Below are 25,509 nucleotides of genomic sequence, written 5' to 3'. Positions count from 1 at the left end.
GCGACATGACTGCCGTGGCTCATGAGCCGATCACGCCGGCTGAAGGACTGCTGGCGACTTTCCTGTCCCTCGACACTCCGGAGGGTTTCCGGGCAGAACTGATCGAGGGGGAGATCGTTGTGACGCCGCCGCCGGATGGGGACCACGAGGACTACATCAGCCTGATCGTGAGGCAGGTGATCAAGCGATCCAAGACGGACATGGACTTCTCTGGCAACAAGGGGCTGAAGCTGCGGAGCGGCGGCGGCTGTCCGAAGGACCACGCGATCCCTGACGGTACCTTCGCCCCCCGCGAACTGCGGCTTTACCGGGGTGCCGACTCTTGGATGCCCTGCGACGGCGTCGCCATGGTGCTGGAAGTGACGTCCACCAAGCCCCAGGTGGACCGCGAGGCCAAACGCCGCTGCTACGCCCGGGGCGGTATTCCGCTCTACCTTCTGGTCGACCGCGAGACCACGTCGATCACGATGTTCAGCGACCCGGAGAAGGACGACTACCGCCAGCACTGCGCGCGCCCTTTCGGTAAGCCGCTCACCCTCCCCGAACCTTTCGGCTTCGACCTGGACACGGCGGACTTTCTCTGACGCTCCCGGCGTTGCACCTTCCGGGAGTGGCCCGGAGGTGCAACGTGGGTGAACAGGCGCTGTGGACCAGAGCCAGGCTGGGCCGGGACGGGCCGCCGCTCGACCTGCTCACCGCCCGCTTCGACCGGCACGTGTATGCCCCGCACGCCCATGACGAGTTCACGATCGGGGTCTGCGTCGGTGGCAGCGAGATCATCGACTACCGGGGCGGCCACATCCGTCCCGGCCTGGGCTCCATCGTCGTACTGGCACCGGGCGAGATGCACACCGGCGGCCCCGGCGAGTCCGGCGGCTACGCCTACCGCGCCCTGTACGCCGAGCCGTCGCTGCTGACCGACGGCACTCTGGGCACCGGCGTACCGCACTTCCACGAGCCCCTCCTCGACGACCCCCGGCTCTCCGACGCCCTGCGCCGCACCCACGCCGAACTCGCCGCCTGCCCCGACCCCCTGGAGGCCGAGTCCCGCATCCCGTGGCTGATGACGGCCCTCACCCGCCGCCACTCCACCGCCCGGGCGACGACGGACACGGTCGCGGGCGCCGACCACATAGCCAGGGCCGTCCGCGACCGCCTCGCCGACGAGGTCACGGCCCCACCCTCCCTCGCGTCCCTCGCCACCGACCTGGGCCTCTCCCGCTACCAGCTCCTGCGCGCCTTCCGTACGACGATGGGGCTGCCGCCGTACGCCTGGCTCGCCCAGTACCGCGTGAACCGGGCCCGCGGCCTCCTGGAAACCGGTTTGCGCCCGGCCGAGGTGGCCGGCCTGGTCGGCTTCGCGGACCAGGCACATCTCACGCGCTGGTTCCGCCGGGTGCTCGGGGTGACCCCGGCGGCGTACCGCAACAGCGTTCAAGACAGCGGGCGGTGAGGGGGCCGAAACTCGCCGCATGACTGCACGCGGCTGGTTCCTGTTCGCCCTGATGAGCGTGATCTGGGGCGTCCCCTATCTGATGATCAAGGTGGCGGTGGACGAGGTGTCCCCGTCCATGGTGGTGTTCACGCGCTGCGCGCTGGCCGCCGCGCTCCTGCTCCCCTTCGCGCTCCGCCAGGGCGGCCTGCCCCGGACGATACGGACGCACTGGCGCCCCATGCTGGCCTTCGCGTGCATAGAGATCATCGGCCCCTGGTGGACCCTGACGGACGCCGAACGCCACCTCTCCAGCTCGACGGCGGGCCTGCTGATCGCGGGCGTCCCGATCGTCGGCGTCGCCCTGGCCCGCTTCCTCGGATCCACGGAACACCTGGGCGCCCGCCGCCTGACCGGCCTCGCCCTGGGCCTGGCAGGCGTGGCGACCCTCACGGTCCCGCACCTGACGGGCGGCGACGCCCGCTCCCTCGCCGAGGTCCTCCTGACGGTCCTCGGCTACGCGACCGCCCCTCTGATCGCCGCCCGTCACCTCAAGGACGTCCCCTCCCTCCACCTCACCGCGGCCTGCCTGACCCTCGCGGCCCTGGTCTACGCCCCCGCGGCAGCCCTGTCCCGCCCGGCGTCGCTGCCCTCGGCCGAGGCCCTGACCGCCCTCGCCGCCCTGGGCGTCCTGTGCACGGCGGTCGCCTTCGTGGCCTTCCTGGAACTGATCAAGGAGGTGGGGCCGACGAGGGCGACGGTCTTCACCTACGTCAATCCGGCGGTCGCCGTGGCGGCCGGGGCGCTCTTCCTGGACGAGCACCTGACGGTCGGCGTCGCGATGGCGTTCGCGCTGATCCTGGCGGGATCGGTGCTGGCGACGGCCGGCAGGTCCAGCGACGCGGGCGGCCCGAGCGAAGGGGTGATCGCCGGCTCTGGCAAGGGGGATGTCGCCGGCCCGGTCAAGGGGATGAGCGATGGGGCGGGTACGGGGCCGAGTGGTGGCACGGTCAAGGGGATGAGCGATGGGGCGGGTACCGGGCCGAGTGGTGGCCCGGTCAAGGGGATGAGCGATGAGTTGCGGACAGGGGCGAGTGGCAGCCCGTACAAGGGGATGAGCGATGGGTCGGGAACCGGGGCGAGTGGCGGACCGGGCACGGGGGAGAGCGGCGGACTGGGCACGGGGGCGAGTGGCGGACCGGGCACGGGGGCGAGTGGCGGACCGGGGAGGGACGCTCGCCCGGTACCATGGTCGACACGGCAGACGAGCCGGGCGGACGGCCGCGTGGAGTCCCCTTGAGGGGCTTCCCGAGGAACGTCCGGGCTCCACAGGGCAGGGTGGTGGCTAACGGCCACCCGAGGCGACTCGCGGGACAGTGCCACAGAAAGCAGACCGCCGGGGACCTCGGTCCTCGGTAAGGGTGAAACGGTGGTGTAAGAGACCACCAGTGCCCAGGGTGACCTGGGCAGCTAGGTAAACCCCACCCGGAGCAAGGTCAAAAGGGAGCGCCTCGGCGCGACTGCGGGGACGTTCGAGGGCTGCCCGCCCGAGTCCCCGGGTGGACCGCACGAGGCCGGCGGCAACGCCGGCCCTAGATGGATGGCCGTCGCCGGGGGCTCCGCGAGGAACCCCCGGAACAGAACCCGGCGTACAGCCCGACTCGTCTGCCGCTGAGGGGTTCTGGCCAGGGAGTATGCGCGTCAGAGGCCCTTTGCTCTCGGGTTGGTGGCTGGGACAAACCCCGCTCCGTACCGGTTCGGACGAGGGCCCTCGGCTACGTATGTAGCCATGAGAGTAGCCATGGGGCGAGGGTCGGAGATTGGCGGCTTCGGTGCCTGACCTGCGGCAAGCGGCTTCTGCCTGGGGTATCCGGGCGGTCCCGCCGTGATGGCTGAGCAGTCTGCGAAGCCCTGGCTAGCTTGTACCCCTTCGACAGTCCTGCTTAGAGGTTGTCCCTGGAGGTAGCGGCACTGGCCGCTCAGGTGGCGCGAATCTCGCCGCCCGGACGCTGTAACGGCATAACGCCAGCCCCGTTCACTGGCCACGCGTCAGCCCGGGCGTCGGCGAAGACACGAGTGACGCTGCGGCTGCTTGACGAGTACTGAAGGTCCCAGTTCACTTCCTAAAAGGGGGGTATATGTGGACCACTGTCGTTGCTGTCTTGGGGACTCTTCTCGGAGCAATCGTCGCTGGTGCCATCCAGCACCAGACGGCTCGCACAGGCCGTGTGCAGGACCGCGCGGAGACGCTGTGGCGCGAGCAGTTCGATGCCATTACTGCGCTGGCCGCCTGTGCGACTGAGCACCGTCGCGTCCTGTACACGCAGCAAGACTTGCAACACCATGGTCACTGGCCAGATCCGGAGTATCTGGCCGCCCTGAAAGCGGAGAGGTACGCGACCCGGTCGGCCACGACAGCTCAACTCGTCCGGTTGCAGTTACTCATCCTCGACCCAGCCGTGAGGCAGGCAGCCGCCGACCTGGTGACCTCCACATACAACCTCCGAGACCTGACTGACGCCGACGATATCGAGGCCCGCCGCCGAGCAGCCGTGGCCGCACATGACAGCTTCGTGGGAGCCGCCGCCGACTACCTCAAGCATTCGCGAGGCCTCTGAGCTGGTTTGGATCGATGGTCACCCAGCCGACGCGGTGTCCGGCGGCCAGGAACCGTTCGATCAAAAACCGCACCCCGTAGGGTCAGCGAGTCTGGCCGGGGGGCCGCCCAGCAGGCGGCCCCCCGGCCTCACGAAGTGGAGGACCACGCATGGCGCTCGGCATCGCCGTCATCTTCGGCCTGCTCGTCCTGCTCCCACCGATGGCACTGCTGTCATACGCGGTAGGGCGCAAGACCTCAACCCGGGTGGGCTGGTGGTGGGCGGCCGCCATGATGGGCATACCGACAGCCCTGGTCATCGGCTGGCTCATCGCCGCGAACACCGGCAGCGACCCCGAGCCGGAGCCGGACAGCTACGTAGTCGGCCCCCTACGAGCCGGGTACAAAAGCAGCAGCGGAATACGACTTCGGACGGGACCTCGCCACCAAGCTCGTCGACAAGGGCGCGGGCCCCGGATCCGGCATGGCAGACGACGTGACTCGCTGGTGTACCGAGCGGCTCGACCATGCCGTCGCAGGCGGAGAGGGCAAAGTCACCGAGGCGATGGCGAAGGGCTGCATCTCTGCGGCCTAATTCTCCAGCTGTAGATCATGATCAGGCTCGTCTGAGCCTGGTGTGCGGTGCTGCTCTACGCTGCCCTGCATGATCGCCAAGTTGCAGTGTGTGGTGCTGGACTGTGCCGATGTCGATGAGCTGTCCCGGTTCTACCAGTCGCTTCTCGGCGGTGTGGTGAACCAGCCGGATCCGCGGTGGTCGCTCGGCGACGGCTGGGCGACGCTCCACACCGACGGTGGGTTGGTGCCGGCCTTCCAGCGGGTGAAAGACCATCGGCCACCGCGGTGGCCGGACCCCGCTCGGCCCCAGCAGTTCCACCTCGACCTGAGGGTCAAGGACCTGGACCAAGCTCAGCAAGACGTCCTCGATCTGGGCGCCACACTGCTCGATGAGGGAAGCCTGGGAAGCCGTTACTTTCGGACCAGAGCGTGACCGATCCGAGCTTCCCAAGTGTCAACTCCTTGAGATTATCCGCTGCGCGCCGCTCAGGACGGCAGACGACGCAGGAACGGGCTCGGGGTGCCGTGCCAGAAGATGTCGAGGCTGTCGCGTGCCCGGGTCACCGCCACGAACAACAGGGATCGAGCCCGCTGGAGTTCCCTCCGGTAGCGGGCTGGGTCCAGTTGACGCAATCGGTTGACCTGCTCGCGGGGGACCAGACCGTCGCTGACCCCGGCGATGATCATGCGCTGGTACTCCAACCCTTTGAACCGGAACATGGTCCCGATGTGGACTCCGGGCTCGCCCCGGGCGCCGTCGGCGCCGATCTCCAAGGCCCGGATGCCGTGTTCCCCGAGTGTGTTTCCCACCTCACTCGCCATCACATTGGTGGGAACGCAGATGGCGATCTGCTCGTGTGCGATCCGCTCGTCCGGGTGGGCGTCCCAGGCCAGGATGTGTGCGGCGATCGATTCACGTTCCGTCTTCCAGTCCGTGCACGGGTGCATGCCGGGTGCGCTGCCGCTGAGCACGGAACGGTATCCGGCGAGGGTCTCCGAGTTCCCGTCGAGGTCGTCGTACTTCTCCTCGCCCAGCACCTCCAGCGCGGAGCGCAGGATCTGCCGTGTTGTGCGATAGCTGAGGCTGAGCTTCGCGGACCGGCCCCGGATGTTGATACCGAGGCTGCCCAGCGTCACCTGGTTCTTGTAGATGCGCTGATGGGTGTCACCCACCAGAAACAGGTCATCCGAGTCGCGGGCTGTCATGGCGCGCAGCATCTTCCAGTGAGCGGGGCGCAGGTCCTGGGCCTCGTCGACCACGATGTGCCGGTACCGGTAGCGGAGCCAGCCGCCCGAGCCGTCCTGGAGGTGGACGTTGTCCAGACCGCCAGCGTCCTCCCGCTGCCGGTCGATGGCGCGGATGCGCTGCTCGCGCCCTATCTCCAGACGGGCGGCCCGTTCGGCGACCTGGTCCCACGTCTGGCGTCCGAGCCGGTCCAGACGCTGCGTGAAGCGTTCGGCGAGCTGCCAGATGGCCGCCCTTTCGGCCCGGCCGATGTTCTTGCCGCGTCCGGCCCGGCGGGCCCGGAAGTAGTCGGTGCGGGTACCGACGGCCTGCCCGAGGATCACCTGCGTCCACTCGTCGTGCAGGAACTCCGCGTCCCAGCCGCTCTCGCCGAGTTCGTCGAGCATCGCACGCCATTCCCGTACGGCCTGGCTGTCGTCGATGGTCTGCTTGCGGCTGCCGGGTTCGGCTTCCCTCACGACGCGTAGCGCAAGCTGGTCGACGTGGCTCACCTCCACCCGCGACAGCAACTGCTCACCGCCCAGTTCCAGGAGGCGGGAGCGCAGGTCGGCAGCGAGATTCTTGTTGTAGGTGGTCAGCAGCACCGGCTTGCTGTGACCGGCCGGCAGCTGGGACACGAGGTGGCGGACGCGGTGCAGGGCGACGATGGTCTTCCCGGTGCCTGGGCCGCCACCGACCCGTGCGGGACCGGAGTAGCGGCGCTCGACCAGCTTGGACTGAGCAGGGTGGAGGAAGACCTTCCAACGGCCGAAGTCCCCTGCCTCCAGGGCCTCGCGCAGCGCGTCGTCGGACGTGGTGACGACGGTGGCCGGCCGTTCGGCTGCCGTCTGGAAGTCCTCGGTGTCGACAGGCTCCGGAGCGGCGACGGGGGCGGTGACCTCGTCCAGTACCTCTTCGAAGGGCTTTCCGTCGTAGAGCGCGAGCAGGACTTCGCCGGTGAGCTGCGGCGCGTACTCGATCAGACCGAGGAGCTGTTCATCGGTGGTGAGTGAGCGGATGACCGGAACCAGGGGCTCGGCCACGCCCAGTTGGATCAGCTGCCCGTCGGTCCAGGCGGCGAACAGCGGCTCGGGAGCGCGGGGTTGGGCCTCGGCGGAGGGGGCTGGAACGGCCGGGGCGGCGGTCGGTGGCTCCTGCGGAGGGATGCGCCGCAGCACGCTGTCCTCCACCACCTGGAGGTCGACGTACTCGATACCACCGGTGACGGTGTTGATTCCGTACGCCAGCCGGTCGTAGACCTCCTTGCGGTGCTTGACCGAGACGATGAGCCAGTCGTCTTCGGCCAGTCTGAGCAGGAGGGCGCGGTACTCGTCGTTGATCCGAGCGGACCAGATGCGGCTGTCACCCTTGAGCTGCTTGAGTTTGAGCCCCGGGGTCCGCGGGTTCTCCTTGAACTTGTGCTGGAAGTCGAACAGCGCGCCCTTGACCGTGCGCGGGAGCCGGAGGATCTCCTTGTCCGCCTTGTCGAGCAGGCGCAGCGTCACGCCCCCGGTCCTCGTCATGCCGACTCCCCGTTTTCGTTCTCGTTCTTGTCGTTCCTGGTCGTGCCGGCTTCCGGGCGCCCCGCCCCCGTAGGACTGCCGTCGCTTGTCCGCGCGGCAGCGTCGCCGAGGCGTCCGGCGATCTCCTCCGCGGTCCATTCGCCCGCCGGACGTACGTCCCAATGGGCGGCGGCGAAGGCACGGTCACGGTCCTGTGCCTCGTGATCCGGCTCCTCGGGCGTCCCTTGTGGCACCAGTACCACGCCGAGCCGGGCGTCCGGCCAGGCCAGTTCGGCCTGCCAGCCGTGTTCGTCGAGTTCGAAGCCGTCCTCAGGCGCGGGAACGCCCAGGTCCGCGAGCGCGTGAGCCAGTTCGGCCAGGCCGGCTTCGTCGGGGTCCACGTACTCCAGCACCGCGTCCCAGGCGCCGTCCCGCCGGGGCCGGGTGTCGGACGGCGGTTTCTCGGTCGTTCTCGCCGGTACCGCAGGCAGTCCGGCGGTCACGGCAACCGGTGGCAGGCCGTCCGGGGCCCGCTGAGGCTCGCCGTTGACGACTGGCGTGACCCGCGTCGAGGACAGCCACCCCTGGCCGCCGGTCACGGTCAGCACGTCGGCGGTGAAGCCGTCGAGCAGCGTGGTGGTGAGCTGGGCGCTGTCGCCCCCGCCGTGCTCCAGGAACTGCAGCACATTGCTCCAGTACAGCCAGGCCTGCCAACGCCTTTTGTGGGTCTTTTCCTCCGTGACGGCTTGGGCGCTGTCGTCCAGGAGTGTCAGCCCCGTCCAGGTCGGGGGCCTGTGCCGCACGTCGGCGACCAGGACGAGGCGGCATCCGGACCTGTCCGTCGCCGCGAGGACACGCACAGGCCCCTTCGGCTCGTCCACGACCTCGTCGCGCAATGCCGCCTCGACGGCTCGGCCGACCGCTTCCGCCCCGACCGGGGCGTCCCGCAGGCCGGGCGCGCCGATGAGGCCGGCCACGGTGGCTTCGGCGCGATGGTGCCACCGTCGTGCGTCAGGGTCACGAAGGTAGGCGAGCAGCAGCTCGGCCGGGTTGACCCAGACGGTTTCCGACAGCTCTCCGGGCAGCCCACCCCGGGTCTGGGCGTAGTAGGAGCGCGCCCGGTCCTGCGCGGTCCGGTCGTACGGCATCCACACCGGATCGACGGGGGTGACTCCGGCGTAGCCGGTGTCGCGGACGCGGAGTCGCCACTCCTTGACGTCGTAGTACGTCAGTTGGAACACCCTCAGCCCGTCGGCCCGCAGCCGGGCCCGTTTCGTCGCGTCGTCCGCGAGACGGTTGTGCTCGGGGCTCGCGTGATACCGGTGTCCGTCCAGATAGACGGCGAGCCGTGGTCCGGGAGCGTCGAGCCGCTCGAAGAGCACATCGGGTCGGGTGCCGTCCAGGACGCGCTGTTGCGAGACCCGCCAGCTCACGGTCGCTCCGTCGCCGGTCGTCAGCCGCAGATCCAGTGCTCGGGTGCCCGCCGGGGTGGTGTACGTGTCCGCCGCCGCACGGGACTCCGGCTGCTTGGCCCACTCCTCCAGCGTGTCGACGAACATGACCTCCAGGTCGCTCTCCGCCTGCTGTTCCAGCGGGATCTGGCGGGTCGTCGAGACCGGTGAGGTCCGCCAGCGTTCGCCATCGGCTCCCAGCAGTTCGTCCAGCATGGACTGCACTTCGCGGCGGGAGACCCGGTCGTAGTCCGACGGGGGCACCCTGCGCAGGAGGCACTGATGGCAGCCGTCCAACTCCTTCTGCTGGCACGGGCAGTTCTCGATGACCTCGCGTGCCTTCAGCAGCACCTCGCGGAACCCGGCCGCGGATGCCAGCCGGTGCAGATAGCCGGTGCCGCCGGGCAGCCGGTCGTAGACGACGAGGAAGCGCCGCGGGAAGTCGGAGCCGAGCTGCTCCGGACTGTCCGGCATCGAAGCCGCGGCGATCTCGATGTGGTCGGGGTCGCCGCCGTAGCGCGCCGCGATACCGGCGAACAGCGCCGCGGTGAACGAGGCGAGCCGCTCCCGGGCCCGTGTCACGGAGGCGGGCAGCAGAATGCGTACGGCTTCCGTGGTCAACTCGTGGGCCAGCAGCAGCGGTACGTCCTGACCCGTCCCTCGCTTCTCGCTGTGCCCGGAGCCCTGAGTGCGTCGCCGGGGGCACCAGAGCAGATGGTGGGCGCTCCCCTTCGTGGCAGCGGCCCCCGAATCGGTCAGCGCGTGCTGCGACTGGTCGACGACCGGCCGGCCGTCCGCCGTCGCGCCGCCGCAACTCGTGCAGACGTAGAACGGGTTGATCCGGACGTCCTCGCCCGCCAGCGGAACCGTGGAGCTGCCGTCCTGCCGGTCGAGTCCCATGTTCAGCGTTCTGATGACGGCTCGGCGGGAGAAGTCCACGCCGAAGGTCGCCGTGTCGTGCCGCCAGGAACCGGTCGCCAGGTGCGCGGGGTCGATGTCCACGGTGGTGAGGACCGCGTACTGCCGGCGGGCGCGCTCGTCGCGGTCGTCGCGCACCCGTGCGTCGTCCCGTTTGTCGCGCGCCACGACCCGACGCGGCTGGAGCACGTACTGGACACACCCCGCGTCCGCGATCTCACGTCCGTCGCAGCGCGGACAGGGCGAGGTGTCGGTCTGGGCGTCGCGTGTGCGCACGTACCCGCAGGCCGGGCACAGCCGCCACACCGACCAGGCCCGGCGTTCCGGGCTGCCGATGTCGAGGGCGCGTACCACGTGCTTGTAGCCGTTGACGTAGAAGCTGTTGCCCGGGGCGAGTTCGGTGAGGGCGATCTTGCGGGAGCGCTCGTAGTCGCGGGTCTCGCTGCGGTAGACGCGCGGCGTACCGGTGGGGGTGCGGTGTTCCTTCGGCGCGTCGGTCCCGTCGGGCGTCCGGGCGGTCTCGTCGGTGTCCGAGGGGACCTCGGACCAGTACAGCGTGGCCTCCAGCTGCGTCGTGGTGTCGGCCAGGCTGTAGTTCGGCAGGAGACCCAGCTCGACGAGCGTGCCGTGCGCGCTGGTCCGGCTCAGGTCCCGCAACAGATCGCCGGTGCTGCGGCGCTCGGCGAGCAGCTCCCGCCGTTCGCGGTCCTGGACCTCGTCCGTGCGGGCAAGCGCGTCGACCGCCTCGTCGATCGCGGCGATCCTGCGCCGCAGCTCCTCTCGCCGTCCCGTCCAGTCCTCCTCCGCCTCCTGGAGCGCGCGCACGATGCCGCCGTTCGCGTACTCCCGGAGTGCGTCGGCGGCGTGCGCGGACACCCCGGTGTCGTCACCGTCCCGCGCGGGAGAGTCACCTGGGCCTTGCACGGGGGACCCACCCTCGGGGAACAGGGCCAGGAACTGCTCGACGAGTGTCGCTCCATACGTCTGTGCGGCATCCGCGAGGTCCTGGCACCAACCCGTCGTTCCGAAGAGAGCGGACGCCAGCCGGGGTACCGGCTGCAACCGCTCGCCGTCCGCGGTCCTGAGCCCGCCCCGCGCGGCGAGGTCCAGGAGCCACGCGGTGTACTGGCGGCGCAGGATCTCCACCGCCGACAGATAGCAGCCCGGCGGCACGATGTCGCCCGCGATCATCTCTCGCGGCTGATCCAGGTAGTACAGGTCCCGGGCCCGGCGTCCGCCGAAGGCGACTACCAGCGCGTTGCCCGTCTTACGTCCCGCGCGGCCCGACTGCTGCACATAGTTCGCGGGACCCTTCGGCAGCGAGCCGATCAGGACGGCCGACAGGTCGCCGATGTCGATGCCGAGTTCCAGCGTGGGCGTGCAGGACAGAACGTTCGGGTCGGTGTAGTGCGTGCCGGCGCGGAAGGTCCGCTCGACCTGCTCGCGCTGCGCACGGGTCAGCATGCCGGTGTGCTCGGCCGTCACGACGCGGAAGGTGCCACCGGTCAGGTACAGCCGCCGGTAGTAGTCGTTCGTGTAGTCCCGCTCCTGCAGGGCACCGAAGCCCGCCCCGGTGACGCCCCCGCTGCCGCCGTCCGGTTCGGACGGTGCCGAGAGGCGCATCCCTGGTTGCGGCGGTGTCAGGTACCCCTTGCACCGGTAGCGCGGGCACGGATGGCCGTACCAGCGAGTACGCCGCTCCGGGGGCACGACCTGCTGCCAGCCGCAGTCCTCGCACGCCACGAACGCCTTGTTGACGATCGAGTCGTCCAGCAGCCGTACCTGGATGTGGCCGGGCTGGAGACCGTAGACGTGTGTGGTGCGGTCCTTCGTGGTCCGCGCGCTGAGCACGTGCTCGTCGGCCAGGGCGGGCAGCAGCCGGCGGAGGTACTCGGTGGCCCCGACGGCGTCCAGCCCCAGACAGCGGCGGGTCCAGTCCTGGAACCAGGCCTGCCGACCGGTGACCACGTCGAACTCTGTCCTGTCCTTCTGGCCGTCCAGCAGAAACCTCGGCGGGGCGACCCCTTCCGGGAACGCGGGCATGCCGTCCGGTCGCCGCCCACTGATGAGGAACCGGTCGGCACCGGCTTCCCGCATCCACTGCTCCAGCCACCGGTGCCGGACCGCGCCGCGCAGCCGCAGCCGCTCCAGAAGGCCACGCACATAGGCGAGATACCGCTCAGGTGTCGGGAGTCCGCCCGTCATCACCATCTGGCCCGGCAACGCGAGGTGCAGATCACGGGCGAGGTCGGTGACCCGCTCAGGGTTCTCGACGACGACCTCGGCGGCGGCCGTCCGCGTGAGCTCCAGGGTGCGACCGAGCCGTGACCGCAGCCCGAACTCCATCACCGTGGCGAACGCCAGCCGTTCACCGATCAGCCGCCAGGTACGGGCGTCTCCGGTACCGCGCCCCGACAACACCCGGTCGACACCCGGCTCGTCGTGCAGATCCGGCGGTACGACGGCGGCCAGCGCCTCGGGGTCGTCCACCGAGTCGAGTACGTTGCCGATCAGGTCGTTGAGCGCGGTCGCCGCTCCCGAGTCGTCGAGGTTGTGTGCGAGCAGTGACCTCAGGGAGAACCTGTACGAGGCGTTGGCGACGTACCCGGCGCGGTGCGCGGCGTCCTGCGTCGAGTCGTTGAACAGCAGCGTCTTGCGTTCCTCCGGTACCAGCGCGATGTCACCGCCCGTGAAGAGCTGGGTGACCGTGGCCGAGGCGAGCGCCGCCTGCGCCGTACCGAGGAACCGGATGCTGTTGTCGGTGTTGCACGCCGGACAGCGGTCGTCCCTGGCCGCCTTGTCGGCGGTCTTCTTGTCGAGCAGCGCGAGCGCGAACCAGGCGTCCACCAGGTCCCCGTCGTCCCCCGCCGTCGGTAGCCGGTAGGTGCCCTGCGCCCCGTCGAGTACCACCACGGAGAGCGGATCGACGCCGCTGCCCGCGGGCAGTCGCCCGGTCAGCGCGTCGAGTGCCTGGCGTCGCTCCGGCTCGGTCGCGGAGATGAAGTAGCGGATGCGGCGCTTGTCACGGCCGACGCCGGCCCGCCAGATCCGGTCCTGCGCCATGACGAGCTGCTGCGGATCGGACTCCGGGGACAGCACGGCCCAGCCGGATCGCCCGCATGCGCGACAGTAGACGGCGGGCAGATGCACCTGCGCGGGCCGCACCGCCGTATCCGTGCCTGCCAGGGGCTGCGGCCGGTTCGCCCCGCCCGGGAACCCGTTGCCCGAGAACCCGTGGCCCGAGGAGGCCCCGTCGTCCTCGTCCGAGGGGGGAGCCGCGGCCAGGGCGGCGCGCCGCGCCTGCGCGCGGTCGTCCTCGTACCAGCGGAACTCCGGTGTCCGGCCCACCCCGCGCAGCACACGCGTCACCGGCCGCACCCAGAGATGGGCCTCCACGTGCAGCAGCGGACGCGGACGCCGTTCGTCGGAGTCGGGGTCCCGGGCGGCGGACAGCAGGGCCACGAAACGGGACAGGGCTTGCAGTACCAGCTGCGGATTCTCCCGGGCGGTGCGCCCCCAGGCGTATCCGAAGCGCGCGAGCCGGTCCCGCAGACCCCACTCGTCCAGCGGCTCGCCGTCGAGCAGCGCGAGCACGCCCTGCGTGAAGTCGTGCCGCTTCAGCAGACGGCCGACACGGAACGCGTCGAGGCCCCGCCGCCCCAGCAGGCGGGCGGCGAGCCCATCCAGGTCCAGCAGATCCGGCTTCGCCTCCACGCCCACGCCGCCCGACACCGCGATGACCTCCTGCGGAGTGGGCGGCTCGGGAAGCGCGTAGTCGACCTCGCCGGTGAACTCCTCGGCGGCCATCCGCTCCTCGCCGATGACCGCGTCCGCCGTGAACGGCAGGCCGAACACCTGCGCCGCCACGTCCAGGATGCCCCCGGCCGACGTGCCCGCCCGCCCCGCGCCGAGCGTCGCGGAGGTCGCCACGGGGCAGATCCGCCCCAGCGGTAGGTCCGGCCGCGTCGCGCCGACCGCCGTCGCCAGCCGGCGCAGCAGCATGGCCACGTCGGTGCCCTGCGCGCCGTCGTAGGTGTGGAACTCGTCCAGCACCACGTACGCGACGTCCGCGCCCTCCCACAGGGCCCGGTCCTCACCGCGCTGCAGGAGCAGGTCCAGCATCTTGTAGTTGGTGATCAGCACGTCCGGCGGGGAGACACGCATCTCCTCGCGCCGGGTCAGGACCCGCCGGAAGTCGGTGTCCGGCCGGTCGCCGATGTACAGACCCGCGGTCACCTGGGCGAGGTCGGGCGCCGTCAGGTAGTCGCTGATGCGGCCCGCCTGGTCGGTGGCCAGCGCGTTCATCGGATACAGGAGTACGGCCTTCACACCGCGCCGTCCGAGAGCCTTCTGTCGTCGGCAATGGTCGAGAACCGGCACCAGGAACGACTCCGTCTTGCCGGAACCCGTGCCGGTCGTCACGAGCGTCGGCTCGGCCTCCCTGCCGCCCAGCGTGCTGAGCCGCTGCCATGCCTTGGCCTGGTGCCGCCACGGTGTGAAACCGGGCTGCCACTCCAGATGCCGTTCCCACCCGTCGTCCGCCTTGTGGAACGGCGTCCTGATCCGCAGATACGGCCCCCGGAAGATCCCGGACTCCGGGTCCCCCAGAAACCGCTCCAAGGCTCGCCGGGTGTCGTCGTCGGCCAGCGCGTAGGTCGTCGTGAGGTACTGCGTCAGACTGCCCCGCAGCTGCGCGGCGGCCAGAGTGGGCTTCACGACGCTCCCCTTCGTCCGTGGATCCCGAGACGCGCGCGTGGCAACGGTCGCCTCGTGTGGTGCGGATCAACCGTATAGCGCAGGTCGGACAGTGTGTGAGGGGACGGGTACACGCGGTCCGGGTGATCAGGCGCCCGGCCCGCTGCCGCATCGGACGTGCCCAGCCGCGAACCGATGGCTGATTGGCGCCCTTTCTGGCCCCGGCCAATGGTTTCACCCTGAAGGAAAACAAGGAAAACACCGTGCACGGGCAGCGCCGAGGGGGACGCCATGTCCGTACCGCTGTACGTTCCCGTCCTGCCGACCCGGCCGCACGCCACGGCCGCCTACCGTGAGCTGACGCCGGACGTACAGCGCCGGGTCGCTCCCCTGTGGACGCTGCCTCCCCGCCCCGGCATGCTGCCCAAGCCGCTGGCCGAACGGATCGGCAAGGACGCCGACGACGTCACCGCCGCACAGCGCCACGGATCCGCGTGGCTGGACGCGCCGTTCGCCGACGCCACCGAAGCCGCGGTCCTGGCCGAGGCTCTCACCCCCGACTGGTGGGACCACCGCAACCTGCGGCCCGTAACCGGACCCGGCCGCCCCGTCGCGCAGCAGTCACTGGCCCTCGCCGTGGCTCGGCGACGCGAGGACGTACTCGGTATCCGCGTGCGTCTCCCGGGCGAGTGGAACGACGGCACGGCCTCGGACGTCCGCGAGTTGCTGGACCGGCTTCCCGCGAACCACCCGGCCGCCCTCTTCCTCGACCTCTGCACGGTCCTGCCCGACCGCCCCGAAGCCGCCAAGGAAGCGCTGCGCGCCCTGGACTCCCTGATCCCGCTCACCTCGTGGCACACCGTGACCGTGGTGGCGGGCGGCTTCCCCGAACCGCCGGCCGACTTCCGGGAAGGCGTCCCGTACGAGGCCCCGCGCGCGGACTGGGAAACCTGGCACGAGATCCAGCACGGCGAACGCCCGTACCTCCCCCGACTCCGCTACGGCGACTACGGGATCCACCCCGCCAGGTACGTCACCCAGACCCCGCCCGCGCGCGGCGGCGGCCCGCCGTGGGGCATCCTCCGCTACACCACTGCCCGCTCCTACCACCTGTCCAAGGTGCCGCACGGCAGGCAGTACGACGACGCCAACCGGGAGGCTGCCAGGTCCTGCACCGGTCTCGTGGAATTTCGCGGCTCGAAGGCGAGTGCGGGGGAGAGATGGCTGCGGGACCGGTCCCGGGGTGCCGTGAGCACGGGTGCTCACACGACCTGGAACAGGATCGGGAACATTCAGCACATGACGTTCGTGGCCCGGAGTTTCGAGGCCTGAGCGGGGTGCGCCGATCCGGGTGACCCACTACTACCGGGCGCAGGGCTCGGGGAACGTCTGCCGGCCGGGAACGGGCGGGGCGGAACGGCGCTTCTTCGGACGCGGCTAGACGGCCTGATGGTCGTATGCCCCGCCCGGCAGGGGGAAGGACTGCACAGAGTCGAGCTGCCCGTCGACGGCGTTCCCGACGACGCCGAAGATGGCGTTGATCGCGATGTACCCGGCGGTGAACATGTTGATGATGTCGGACCACTTGTCGAGCATCATGGCCACCTTCGCCGCCACCGCCGCCGCACCCAGACCCGTCAGGATGAGGCCGACACCGGTGGACGCCGCGGCCACGGAGGCGGCCATCTCGATCTGCGCCATGATCGCCAGGTCGAAGATCATGATCATGGCTGCCTTGACGCCTTCCGCCAGCTCGGCGATGTGGCCGGCGACCTCCTGGTACGACTCCGAGAGTGTGTCGTAGACCGGCGCCGACTCTGTCAGCTTCTGGGCGAGGATGTTGAAGTAGTCCCAGGCCGTTTCGGCGGCGTTGCCCGACCACGTCGTGCTGAGCAGGTTGTTCCCGGACGAGACGTTGTCCCCGACCGCGGTGAAGAAGTCGCCCAGGCGTGACCACGTGTCGGCGACGGTCTCGTAGGCGCCCCAGTCGCCGGCGAACTTCTTCGCGACTTCCCCGAAGACGTCGATGTTCAGGAAGAACTTCACGGCCTCGTTGACGAGGGTGGTCGGGCTGACCAGGTCGAGGGCGGTGCCCAGCACCGCGAGGGCGTTGCCCTCCCCGATGGCCTTGGCGCGGTCGCCGATGAGCCCGTCCTTGCGCTCCTGGACCTGGCGGGCCAGGTACTCTGCGACGCTCTCACTCTTGTCCAGCGACTCCGAGGGGTCGCTCTGGTCCTTGAAGGTGCCATCGCCCACGTCGGACGCGGCGTCCCCGGAGGGGCCCTTGCCGCCCTTGTAAACGCTGTCGACCGCGGCCGCCTGCTGCTGGTCGGTCTCCGCGTAGTACTTGGCGGATCGTTTCAGCTCGTCTCCGGACGCCTTCAGAGCGTTCCCGAAGGCCTTCAGGGCCTGTTCCGCCTTCTGCAGGACCGGCTCGTGGTTGCCGACCACGAGCTGCCAGATCTCTCCGGGCACATCGCCGGTGGCGACGCCCAACTGGCCGTTGTCCTTGAGGAACTTCTGCGCCGACGCCATGTTCTCTTCCGCACGTCCGACCATGTCCCCGTAGGCGGAGATGTCGCCGGGCTGTACACGGAATCCCATTACTGTCCCCCGTTGTCTAGTAGGCAGACCAGCCGCGGCCGTCGTGCCGTGCGTTGCGCCCCGCTCCGGGGTTGCTGCCCCGCTGCGCCTCACGGCGCTCGTCGTCGATCTCTCTCTGCTGCTCGCGCAGATAGCGCTCACCCTCGGCGACAAGGCCGTCGCGTTCACGCTCGGGCAGCTGCTCCCACTCCCGCATGAAATGCTGGGACTTCTCCATCACCGCTTCGCTGTATGCGGAGACGCTGACGGCCTCGCGGAGGCCTATGCGGCCGGAGAGGACCTCCTTCGCCATCTCCCGCAAGGTCTCCCCGGCGCCGCCACCGGCGAGCTGCTCCAGCGCCTTGCGGAGCACGCGGGCCTGAGCCGGGTCGTGAGCGATCTCCATGAACTCGGAGTCGTCGACCTGCCGTTCGGGCTCGCGGCCAACCGACATGTGTCCATCTCCTCTTCGCGAACTTCGTGGTCGCGCGATCGGCTGCGTCGTGTCCACGAATGGGCCGGGCAACCGGGCGTTGAGTCCGTAACCGACGTGTCCGGCGCACACAGACCCGCCTCAACCTAGCCGGGTTTCCATGGCCTCTCAATGCGCCGCTGTCACGGAACTGTCATGACTGGATGCAGGACTGGGACCCTGACCAGGCGGATCAGGTTCTGATCAGGTTCCCTGGCCGCCGGTGCGCATCCGGTGGCCCTCGATGTCGGGCTTCCCGATGTGGCCGAACTCCACCTGTGCCTCGCCGAGCCACAGCTGTGGGACGTGGTGCTGGAAGGCCGCCGCGACGTCGGTGTGGGTGCCGCGCGTGAGCTGGATGCGGTAGCGCAGCCGTGGCAGCGACGGATCGAGGGGCTCGTCGTCGCGTACGAAAGGCCACAGGACCGCATCGTCGCGGTCGATCGGTCGGTTCGGGCACAGCTCCAGGGAGTACACCCGCCCGCCTCGCCCCACGGAGCTGGAGTAGAGCCCGGCGCCGGCGAGCGCGTCCCAGGGGATGACCTGCTCGGCATGCCCGTTGTGGTACCAGACGCCGGTCCGGTCGAGGCTCAGCCTCTGGTTGCGTCGTCTGCGGACCCGGACGAAGGCGAAGACGCCGATGCCCACGAAGAGCAGCAAGAGCAGGCCCGCCTGAATCACGCGCCCGAGCATCGGCCCCTGTGCGGCCAGGGCGGAGGCCACCCCGTTGAGGACCAGGACACCGGCTGCGCCTCCGACGAGGGCGGCGTTGCGCAGAAGGCGACGCCCCAGGTCGATGACCGTGGCGTCCGGCTCGGGCGATGGTGCGGGCGCGGAGGAGGACATGGGGCGACAGGGTAGCGACCGCGGTGCCGGCAACCTGCGGCCGGGGCACTGCTCGGGCGGACGCGTGCGCGGACCCGTCCGCGGTCGGCGATCGACGCGAAGGGGTACGCGGCACTCAGGGCGGATGTGAGCGGTGAGCCCTGTTGGCTAGGCTCGGTCACGGTGCGCGGGCCGCTGCCGGACGAGAGCGCGACGAACTGGGACGAACTGAGGGAACCATGGGATTCCAGGCGCCGGGTGCTGACCCGGGTCGCGAGCCGGGCGACGGGTCCGTGCCCGTGCCCAGGCTGAGGGTCAGGTTCCAGGAGCGGGGCGACGCGGCGGCCGCCGCCGGCGTCGGCCGCATGCTGCCGGAAGCTGCACGGCGTGGCTACGCGCGGATCGCCCTGGTCGTCGCCACGGGCTTTGTGGTGGTTACGGGGGTACGGCTCGCGACCGGCTCCGGGTTCGGTGTCTGGGCGGCCTTCTACCTCGTCGGCGCCGGCGTCAGCGCGCTCGGCTCCGTACTGGCGCGGAAGGGGCGTACACGGCGGTCCGCGTGGGTCATCGTGCTCGGCGTCGGACTCGCGTTGCTCGGGGACAACCCCGTCCTGCGGTGAGGCCGACGGGGGCGCACGAGAAGGGACACAACCTGGTCTTCGCTGAGCGCTACGACGTAGACCAGGCACGGCGAGTACACGAGTCATCGCGTCAGTCCCATGTGAGTGAATGGCCGGTGAGAGGGCAGTGCACCTCAGCCCAGACCGTCTTGCCGGGAGCGGCGTGGCGCGGTGCCGTCCCCCATTTGTCGGCCAGCGCCGCAACCAGCATCAGGCCACGGCCGGACTCTGCCTCGCCGGGCGGTTCGCTGGGGGACGGCGGCGGTACGTGTTCTGCGCGAGTGTCGGACACCGCGACCCGAAGGGCTTCTTCTCCGGCGGAGAGCCGGACCTCGAAGTCCCTGCCCGCTACACGACCGTGAGTGACGGCGTTGGCGGCGAGCTCGGCGGTGATGAGCGTCAGCGTCTCGTTCGCTGTGGACGTGTAGGGGTGGCCCCACGCGTCGAGCCGGTCCGAGACCAGGCGGCGGGCGAGGCGGGCACCTCGGGGAGTCGAGCTGAAGCGCATCGTGAACTCGTCCGTCGTGGTACCCACTTCTGCCGTGCCACGCGTTGCGGCCGTTGCCGTGGAGGTGGGTGAGTGCTCGCTGTTCATGGCGCCTACGTTGCCGGGCACGCCCCGATGCGCCCAGGTCCGGCGCGCACACAGCGAGGAGTCGTAGGCGGCGGTGTGCTTCGTGTACGCGGCGGTGTGCGGAGGCGATTCTCTGGAGGCAGCAGTGGCCGTGCCGCGCGAACTGCTCGTGAACTGGGGACCGAAGGAGATGGAGCGGGTGCCGGAACTCGTCGACCGGGCCACCTTTCGCCGTCTGTTCGAGACCTTCCAGCACACTGCCTGGCGGCTGGAGACTCGACGCGGTTACGCCTCCGACCGGGAAGACCCCGACTTTCTGGCGTTCCTGGCCACGGGCGTCTCGCCCTGCGATCCCAACGAGCCCTGGTTCGTGAACATCAAGGCCCAGACCGAGGCCGGCAAGACGGTCGGCCGCGTACGCGTCGCCGACAACCCCATGACCACCGAGCAGCGGTTCCTGCTCGACTACGCCCGGCACAACGCGACGGTCGGCGAGGACATCCGGTACCTGTGGCGCGAGGACGCGGCCGACCTGCCCGCCGAGGACTTCTGGATCTTCGACTCGCGCTTGGTCGCGCTGCTGCACTTCGATGACGCCGACAACATCACGGATATCGAGCTGATCACCGAACCGGCCGAGGTCGTGCGCTACGCGACCGTGCGCGACGCGGCGATGCACCACGCCGTGCCCTTCGACCGGTTCGCCCCGACCGAATGACGCGTGACCGGTGAGCACCGACTACCAACAAGCCAGGGTGGCCCTGGGCGCGCGACTGCGCGAACTCCGGTTCACCTGCCCTGGAGGTGGGCTCACCGGTCAGCAACTCGCTCAGCGCCTCGGGTGGCCAGGCTCCAAGGTCAGCAAGCTGGAGAACGGCAAGCAGACCGCCACCCCCGAGGACCTGAGGGCGTGGGCCGACGCGACCGAACAGCCGGGCGTGTACGCCGAGCTTGCCGCCCGGCTGGCCGGGTTCGAGTCGCACATCAGGTCATGGCGTAGAGCACTGGCGAACGGCTTCAAGCCGCTGCACGAGGGCCTGAGCGCCGAGATCGACCGCACGTCGGAAATGTGGGTCTGGGAAGAGTCCGTGATCGCCGGACTGTTGCAGACCCCCGAGTACGCGCGGCATGTCGTCCAGCGCTATTCGGAGCTGCTGGGCGGAGCGAGCGACGTCGAGGCCGCCGTACGTTCCCGGGTGCAGCGACAGGAGTGGCTGTACCGGCCCGGTCACAAGCTGCACGTCCTGATGTGGGAGGCCGCCTTGCGGTCGTTGATCTGCCCGCCCGGGGTGCTGGCTGCCCAGCTGGACCGGCTCACCGGGACGCTCGGCATGGACACGGTCGAGCTTGGGATCATCCCGTTCACGGCTCCCGTCAAGATCGTGCCCGCCAATGGCTTCTGGGTACTTGATGACCGCCTGGTGGTCGCCGAGGACTGGCACGCCGAGATGTGGTTGGACGACGCCGACAACATCGCCTTGTACGCGAAGGTCTGGCGAACCCTGCGCGAGTCGGCGGTGTACGGGGCCGACGCCCACAACGCCATCAACGCCGCCAGGTGTGCCCTGAACCCGCGTTGAGGGGTCGCCTGGGCCGAGGCCGGAGACGGCAGTTGTCGAGGGGCAGTCGGGCGGCCCAGTGGCCGGCTTTCTGCCCAGGTCGGAACCGGGGCACGGGATGCCGTGACGCGGTGGTGCGCGATGTTCTTGAAAGCCCTTGGGGTAACTACCGTCCCAACCAAACCCGGCCTGTTCGCCCGCCAGTTGGGGCGCCACTCGTTCGAGTGATGAGAGCGTCGGCTGGTCGGGCGGGTGGGGTACGGTCGCCGCACACAACCACAGACAGAGAACGGCCCCCGGCAGGACGGCAATCCCGGCGAGGGCCTGACCAACCAGGAAGATGAGAGCTTCCCGATGGCTGACCCGCAGTCTAACGCGGCCCTGCCCGCGCACCCGTCGCCCGAGCGGCAGCCGCCGCTCGCGCCTCCGGAACTCCCGCCGGACGCGCCCCGCGCCGGAGTCCTCCACGTACGGCACCGCCACACCGAGCGCTACACCGTCGTCGGCAACCACCTCGCCCAGCACCCCCGCCTCTCCGCCACGGCGATCGGTATCGGCGTCCACATCCAGTCCCTGCCCGATGGCGCCTCGGTCACCATCAAGGCGCTGACCCTGCGCTTCCGAGAGGGCGAGGTGACGATCGGCAGGGCGTTGAGGGAGCTGGAGGAGGCCGGGTACCTCGTGCGTCGCCGGGTGCCGCTCGGGGGTGGCCGGATCGCCACGCAGACGTTCTTTCTCGATCATCCGGGGGACGTTGTACGCGCTGCGGTGGCGGGCGGCGACTCGGGTGCCGTCGCCGCTGCGGCGGCCGGGCCCGCGCCCGAGGCTCTGTCTGCGCCGGGGCCGGTGGCTGTTCCGGCGGCGGTGGAGGTCTCGGCGCCGGTTGCCGTACGCATGAAGCGTGCTGCCGTGGAACCCGTCACCCTGCTCACCGGTCCGGCGGCTGACCTGCTCGCGCGTCTACGGCTCGCCGATACGCGGCTGTTGCTGTCCGAACGGGACGTCCAGCGGCTCTTGCCTGCCGTCGAGGCCTGGCTCGCCCGTGCAGCGACGCCGGACCAGATCACCCGCGCGCTCACCGTGGGCCTGCCACCCGAGGCCGACCCCATCCGCCACCCGGCGAGCTTCGTCGAATACCGCCTGACGACTCTTCTCCCGCCGCCATTGCCGACGGCGCCCATCCGTACGGCGACGCACCCAGCACAGCGGGCGCCGCTGGTCACCTGCGACGGCTGCGAACGCGCCATCCGTACGCATGATCCGCGCGCATTGTGCCGCGAGTGCAGGGAACGCCATGACCGCGGCGAGGCCGGAGCGGTCCACTCGGCCGCCTGAACGCTTGTGCGGGTGAACTTTCGAGCTTCGGCGGCGTGGTCAGCGTGTGCTTTCTACGGTGTTCGTTGATCGGTACGGGCGGTGGAGGTGAGTGGGCGGGTGAGTGAACGGGCACGGGAGCCGGACGGAACCGCGGCTGCGGTCATGGGCTCGGACGTCGGGACGGAGTCTCCGGGGACGCCCGAGCCGGACTCGGGCATCCTCCGGGTGTTCGGACGGCAGTTGAAACGCTTCCGGCTGCGGGCGGGGCTGGAACGGGCCCAGTTCGGTGTGCGGACCGGCTACTCGGCGTCCACGATCGCGGCGTTCGAACAGGGGAGGCGGGTACCGCCGCCTCGGTTCATCGATGTGGCGGACGGCCTGCTGGACGCGGGCGGGGTTCTCCAGGAGATGAAGGAGGAGGTGGCGCGAGCGCAGTACCCGGCGTTCTTCCAGGATGCGGCTCGTTTGGAGGCGGAGGCGGTCGAGCTGCATGTCTACGACACACACTTGATCAACGGGCTTTTGCAGACAGAGGAGTACGCGCGTGCCGTGTTCGCGATGCGCCGACCACTCTTGGATGAGGAGACGATCGAACAGAGGGTGGCCGCTCGGATCGTCAGGCAAAAGATCTTCTCGCGATGGCCAGCACCGCTGATGAGCTTCGTTATCGAGGAGGCTGTGCTGCGCCGCCCCATCGGTGGCGCTGAGGTTTATCGCGGGCAACTGGAGCAGACCTTACTCACCGGGCAGAACCGCAACGTCGAGATCCAAGTCATGCCCTTGCAGCGGGAGGACCACGCGGGACTCGCAGGTCCCTTCACCCTGATCGAGACCAAGGCGGGGCAGAGGATCGCATACGCAGAGGTTCAGAAAAGTAGCCACCTCTACACCGAGCGGACACCCGTTCGGGAGCTTGAGGCGCAGTATGGGATTATCCGGGCTCAGGCTCTCACTCCACGAGAGTCGATGGCTTTCATTGAGGGACTGCTGGGGGAGCTATGAAGGGCGCAACGGAACTGATCTGGGTCAAGAGCACCTACAGCAGCGGTGAGGGCGGCCAGTGCGTCGAGGTCGCCACATGCCCCCACACGATCCATGTGCGGGACTCCAAGGACACCGCCCGCCCGGGGCTGGTTGTTGGCACAGGCGCCTGGGCGGCGTTCGTCGGGTACACGGTGAATCAGGCCGTCTGATCTGGTCGGCAGGCTTCTGGACGGCTCATCGACGGCGCGGAGTCGGGGCAGACGCTGCGGACCACTGGCCGAGTTCGTGGACGAAGTCCTTGTAGGAGCGGTTGGTGCCGGTCGTGCCCGAGGCCAGTAGGCCAAGCGATCGGGCCTGCTCGGCGACCTTGGGTCCGTCGCACTCCCGGAATGCCGGGGAACCGAGTCTGCGCTTCAGGTCTTCCTTGGGGCTCTTGATGGTTCCGGTGTCGCGGCCTTGGAGCTGTGCGGGAACCTTCCAGTTGGGCCGGACGGCCGGGAAGGCGTCCGGGAAGAGTAAGAGCCATGCCTCCGACTCCCAAGCGGCAAGCGCCAACGCTGAGTTGCAGGGGCTCTCGCGGGAGAGTGCTCCGGCGACGTTCGCGCGGACACGCGTGTACTGGCCGTCGGTGTACCCGTCCAGGTCCTCGTGGACCACCAGGCCGACAAGTGGGCCTTTCGCACGAAGCGCACGTGCTTTCGCCTTGCCGATGATGGTGCGGACGCGGGCTGTGAGATCGGGCCCGGTGGCCGTCTTGAGGCGGGTCTTGTCGCCGATCTCGACCAGGCGGGCGTTTCCCAAATCTGGATGATGCTGCTTGATGAGCTCGGCGACGATCTGGCAGTCGTTGGTGTCCTCGCCGGCCAGCACGATGACGCCACGTTCCTGTTGCTCTCTGCGGCCGGCCACTACAGCTCGTCTCCAGTCAAATCCCCGCCGAGAACCCCGGAGAACCACAGCTCGCCGAGTGGCAGATCTCCGCTCTCCTCAACGATCGCGCGCACGTCACCCGTGCTGATCGCGGGGATCAGGGAGGCGCCTTCGTCGTCCCGCTCACAGATCACGATCTCGTCGGGTAGGAGACGGTCTGTGAGAGCGGGGGAGTGGGTGGCGACGATGAACTGGGTGAGCGCGCTGGCCTCACGCAACCGCTCCACGATCAGCCGCAGGGCCTGCGGATGAAGACCGTGGTCGATCTCCTCGATGCACGTGAGGGCGGGGGGTGAGGGGTCATAGAGCAAGGCGAGAAGGCCGAGGAGACGGACGGTCCCGTAGCTGGCGTCAGCAAGCGGAGTAGAACGCCGCAGACCGCGTTCGCGCAGGAAGACTGTGATCTGGTCGGCCCCGCCTCCGACGTGACGGAACTCGATGTCCAGCAACTGAGGAAGCACGGAACGCGCGTCGTCCACCAGGCGATCCCAGAGATCTTCGTCCCCGGTGTGGTCCCCCATGTGGAGTACGTACAGGAAGGCGGCCAAGTTGTCCGCGTTGGACGACAGGCTGTCGTAGTCGACCCGGGACGGTCGACGTGCAGCGGCCACGTTCACATCGAACACCCGGAACGAGGAAAGCTGGTGCGCCACTCGTGCGACCTCGGTACCGCCCTCCGTGCTGGTCAGGCGCGGAAGCGTGGACAGACCGCTGCTGAGTCGCTGGATACCGAACTCGCTGCTGTCCTCAAGACCGCTGCTCGGCCGAGTATCGACCACTGTGGCGCGCTCGCCCGACACGGTGATGCGGCGGCCTCGTCCCCGCGTCCGCTTGAACTGGAAGCTCTCGCTGCGGGTGAGTCGGTAACGGCCGGTGTCCTTGTTGCTGGGAGCCGAGTAGCGCCGGACCTTGAGGTCGTATTCGTCGGGGGCGTTGGGGCAGGAGTGGGTGGTCCAGGTGGCCTTGAGCCGGATCCGGAGGGTGGTCGGCGGCTTGGGCCCGCCCCAGAACGCGACCTCGTCGAACCCGCCCCGGGTTTCGAGCGCAGGTTCGAGGTCGGTCCGGATGATGTCGGCGAGCAGGTCGAAGACCTTGAGGACGTTTGACTTGCCGACACCATTCGCACCGACGAGAACCGTCAGCGGACCTAACGGGATCGTCACGTCCCGCAGGCTGCGGAAGTTCTCCACGTGCAGTTCGAGCAACTGTCCTGGCATGGACGGAACCTATCGGGAGGCGTGGGGCGGGGT

The 25,509-nt window shown here is 69.5% G+C and carries 18 protein-coding genes, 1 other RNA gene and 2 pseudogenes; 13 read left to right on the top strand and 8 right to left on the bottom strand.

Going from position 1 to position 25,509, the window contains the following annotated elements:
• Positions 1–5 precede the first annotated feature (5 nt).
• From AC3ETA_RS39760 to AC3ETA_RS39735, 6 genes and pseudogenes are all read left to right on the top strand, one after another.
• The gene (locus AC3ETA_RS39760; protein WP_330353898.1) at positions 6–584 is read left to right on the top strand and encodes a Uma2 family endonuclease; all 579 of its coding nucleotides are present in this window, start codon (positions 6–8) and stop codon (positions 582–584) included.
• A 44-nt stretch (positions 585–628) separates the two neighbouring features.
• Positions 629–1,453, top strand: coding sequence for an AraC family transcriptional regulator (locus AC3ETA_RS39755; RefSeq protein WP_432197769.1), 825 nt, complete (start codon positions 629–631; stop codon positions 1,451–1,453).
• 19 nt (positions 1,454–1,472) lie between these two features.
• Positions 1,473–2,345, top strand: a pseudogene (locus AC3ETA_RS39750) (DMT family transporter); the annotation flags it as partial.
• A gap of 352 nt (positions 2,346–2,697) precedes the next feature.
• Positions 2,698–3,100, top strand: an RNA gene (gene rnpB, locus AC3ETA_RS39745) — RNase P RNA component class A.
• Between the two features lie 560 nt (positions 3,101–3,660).
• On the top strand, positions 3,661–4,050 hold the full coding sequence (locus tag AC3ETA_RS39740) for a pRL2-23 (RefSeq protein WP_432197768.1): 390 nt from the start codon (positions 3,661–3,663) through the stop codon (positions 4,048–4,050).
• 642 nt (positions 4,051–4,692) lie between these two features.
• Complete coding sequence (locus tag AC3ETA_RS39735; RefSeq protein WP_432197767.1) at positions 4,693–5,037, top strand: VOC family protein; 345 nt, start codon at positions 4,693–4,695, stop codon at positions 5,035–5,037.
• Between the two features lie 53 nt (positions 5,038–5,090).
• On the opposite strand, the gene AC3ETA_RS39730 is transcribed toward AC3ETA_RS39735, so the two are convergent.
• Both AC3ETA_RS39730 and AC3ETA_RS39725 read right to left on the bottom strand, forming a co-directional pair.
• Positions 5,091–7,352 carry a UvrD-helicase domain-containing protein gene (locus AC3ETA_RS39730; RefSeq protein WP_432197766.1) on the bottom strand — a complete coding sequence of 754 codons (2,262 nt, stop codon included), beginning with the start codon at positions 7,350–7,352 and terminating at the stop codon, positions 5,091–5,093.
• Positions 7,349–14,416 carry a DEAD/DEAH box helicase gene (locus AC3ETA_RS39725; protein WP_432197765.1) on the bottom strand — a complete coding sequence of 2,356 codons (7,068 nt, stop codon included), beginning with the start codon at positions 14,414–14,416 and terminating at the stop codon, positions 7,349–7,351. Before AC3ETA_RS39725 ends, AC3ETA_RS39730 begins: the two co-directional genes overlap by 4 nt.
• A gap of 270 nt (positions 14,417–14,686) precedes the next feature.
• Between AC3ETA_RS39725 and AC3ETA_RS39720 the strand changes: the two genes are divergently transcribed.
• Positions 14,687–15,727, top strand: coding sequence for a beta family protein (locus AC3ETA_RS39720; RefSeq protein WP_432197764.1), 1,041 nt, complete (start codon positions 14,687–14,689; stop codon positions 15,725–15,727).
• Positions 15,728–15,832: 105 nt separating this feature from the next.
• Here AC3ETA_RS39720 and AC3ETA_RS39715 read toward each other — a convergent pair whose 3' ends face one another.
• The 3 genes from AC3ETA_RS39715 to AC3ETA_RS39705 all read right to left on the bottom strand — a co-directional run bounded on the left by AC3ETA_RS39715 (position 15,833) and on the right by AC3ETA_RS39705 (position 18,296).
• Positions 15,833–16,999 (bottom strand): WXG100-like domain-containing protein, encoded by a 1,167-nt coding sequence (locus tag AC3ETA_RS39715; RefSeq protein ID WP_432197763.1) that lies wholly within the window; start codon positions 16,997–16,999, stop codon positions 15,833–15,835.
• A 16-nt stretch (positions 17,000–17,015) separates the two neighbouring features.
• Positions 17,016–17,432 carry a hypothetical protein gene (locus AC3ETA_RS39710; protein ID WP_432197762.1) on the bottom strand — a complete coding sequence of 139 codons (417 nt, stop codon included), beginning with the start codon at positions 17,430–17,432 and terminating at the stop codon, positions 17,016–17,018.
• A 222-nt stretch (positions 17,433–17,654) separates the two neighbouring features.
• On the bottom strand, positions 17,655–18,296 hold the full coding sequence (locus AC3ETA_RS39705; RefSeq protein WP_432197761.1) for a hypothetical protein: 642 nt from the start codon (positions 18,294–18,296) through the stop codon (positions 17,655–17,657).
• Between the two features lie 218 nt (positions 18,297–18,514).
• Between AC3ETA_RS39705 and AC3ETA_RS39700 the strand changes: the two genes are divergently transcribed.
• Positions 18,515–18,895 (top strand): hypothetical protein, encoded by a 381-nt coding sequence (locus tag AC3ETA_RS39700; protein WP_432197760.1) that lies wholly within the window; start codon positions 18,515–18,517, stop codon positions 18,893–18,895.
• 91 nt (positions 18,896–18,986) lie between these two features.
• Here AC3ETA_RS39700 and AC3ETA_RS39695 read toward each other — a convergent pair whose 3' ends face one another.
• On the bottom strand, positions 18,987–19,490 hold the full coding sequence (locus tag AC3ETA_RS39695; protein WP_488187662.1) for an ATP-binding protein: 504 nt from the start codon (positions 19,488–19,490) through the stop codon (positions 18,987–18,989).
• A 115-nt stretch (positions 19,491–19,605) separates the two neighbouring features.
• Here AC3ETA_RS39695 and AC3ETA_RS39690 point away from each other — a divergent pair.
• The 5 genes and pseudogenes from AC3ETA_RS39690 to AC3ETA_RS39670 form a co-directional block, all read left to right on the top strand.
• A pseudogene (locus AC3ETA_RS39690) lies at positions 19,606–20,187 on the top strand (DUF6879 family protein); the annotation flags it as partial.
• Positions 20,188–20,197: 10 nt separating this feature from the next.
• Positions 20,198–21,049: a helix-turn-helix domain-containing protein gene (locus AC3ETA_RS39685; RefSeq protein WP_432197759.1), complete on the top strand. Its 852-nt coding sequence runs from the start codon at positions 20,198–20,200 to the stop codon at positions 21,047–21,049.
• A gap of 333 nt (positions 21,050–21,382) precedes the next feature.
• The gene (locus AC3ETA_RS39680) at positions 21,383–22,363 is read left to right on the top strand and encodes a hypothetical protein (RefSeq protein ID WP_432197758.1); all 981 of its coding nucleotides are present in this window, start codon (positions 21,383–21,385) and stop codon (positions 22,361–22,363) included.
• A gap of 144 nt (positions 22,364–22,507) precedes the next feature.
• The gene (locus AC3ETA_RS39675; RefSeq protein WP_432197757.1) at positions 22,508–23,347 is read left to right on the top strand and encodes a helix-turn-helix domain-containing protein; all 840 of its coding nucleotides are present in this window, start codon (positions 22,508–22,510) and stop codon (positions 23,345–23,347) included.
• Entirely contained in the window at positions 23,344–23,538 is a 195-nt protein-coding gene (locus tag AC3ETA_RS39670) for a DUF397 domain-containing protein (RefSeq protein WP_432197756.1), read from the top strand. Before AC3ETA_RS39675 ends, AC3ETA_RS39670 begins: the two co-directional genes overlap by 4 nt.
• A gap of 25 nt (positions 23,539–23,563) precedes the next feature.
• Here the strand turns inward: AC3ETA_RS39670 and AC3ETA_RS39665 are convergent, their stop codons facing one another.
• On the bottom strand, positions 23,564–24,238 hold the full coding sequence (locus tag AC3ETA_RS39665) for a hypothetical protein (protein WP_488187661.1): 675 nt from the start codon (positions 24,236–24,238) through the stop codon (positions 23,564–23,566).
• Positions 24,238–25,476 (bottom strand): AAA family ATPase, encoded by a 1,239-nt coding sequence (locus AC3ETA_RS39660; RefSeq protein WP_432197754.1) that lies wholly within the window; start codon positions 25,474–25,476, stop codon positions 24,238–24,240. The genes AC3ETA_RS39665 and AC3ETA_RS39660 overlap by 1 nt, the downstream gene beginning before the upstream one ends.
• Between the last annotated feature and the right edge of the window lie 33 nt (positions 25,477–25,509).

The organism is Streptomyces sp. bgisy027 (assembly GCF_057710365.1).
The sequence above is the reverse complement of the archived record's forward strand: the minus strand, read 5'-3'. Positions and strand labels throughout refer to the sequence as shown.

What these genes read in the sequence shown, in the direction of transcription:
- AC3ETA_RS39760 (WP_330353898.1), top strand. Translation starts at nt 6, where the DNA reads ATGACTGCCGTGGCTCATGAGCCGATCACGCCGGCTGAAGGACTGCTG.
- AC3ETA_RS39735 (WP_432197767.1), top strand. Translation starts at nt 4,693, where the DNA reads ATGATCGCCAAGTTGCAGTGTGTGGTGCTGGACTGTGCCGATGTCGAT.
- AC3ETA_RS39730 (WP_432197766.1), bottom strand. Translation starts at nt 7,352, where the DNA reads ATGACGAGGACCGGGGGCGTGACGCTGCGCCTGCTCGACAAGGCGGAC.
- AC3ETA_RS39720 (WP_432197764.1), top strand. Translation starts at nt 14,687, where the DNA reads ATGTCCGTACCGCTGTACGTTCCCGTCCTGCCGACCCGGCCGCACGCC.
- AC3ETA_RS39715 (WP_432197763.1), bottom strand. Translation starts at nt 16,999, where the DNA reads ATGGGATTCCGTGTACAGCCCGGCGACATCTCCGCCTACGGGGACATG.
- AC3ETA_RS39710 (WP_432197762.1), bottom strand. Translation starts at nt 17,432, where the DNA reads ATGTCGGTTGGCCGCGAGCCCGAACGGCAGGTCGACGACTCCGAGTTC.
- AC3ETA_RS39705 (WP_432197761.1), bottom strand. Translation starts at nt 18,296, where the DNA reads ATGTCCTCCTCCGCGCCCGCACCATCGCCCGAGCCGGACGCCACGGTC.
- AC3ETA_RS39700 (WP_432197760.1), top strand. Translation starts at nt 18,515, where the DNA reads ATGGGATTCCAGGCGCCGGGTGCTGACCCGGGTCGCGAGCCGGGCGAC.
- AC3ETA_RS39695 (WP_488187662.1), bottom strand. Translation starts at nt 19,490, where the DNA reads ATGAACAGCGAGCACTCACCCACCTCCACGGCAACGGCCGCAACGCGT.
- AC3ETA_RS39680 (WP_432197758.1), top strand. Translation starts at nt 21,383, where the DNA reads ATGGCTGACCCGCAGTCTAACGCGGCCCTGCCCGCGCACCCGTCGCCC.
- AC3ETA_RS39675 (WP_432197757.1), top strand. Translation starts at nt 22,508, where the DNA reads ATGGGCTCGGACGTCGGGACGGAGTCTCCGGGGACGCCCGAGCCGGAC.
- AC3ETA_RS39670 (WP_432197756.1), top strand. Translation starts at nt 23,344, where the DNA reads ATGAAGGGCGCAACGGAACTGATCTGGGTCAAGAGCACCTACAGCAGC.
- AC3ETA_RS39660 (WP_432197754.1), bottom strand. Translation starts at nt 25,476, where the DNA reads ATGCCAGGACAGTTGCTCGAACTGCACGTGGAGAACTTCCGCAGCCTG.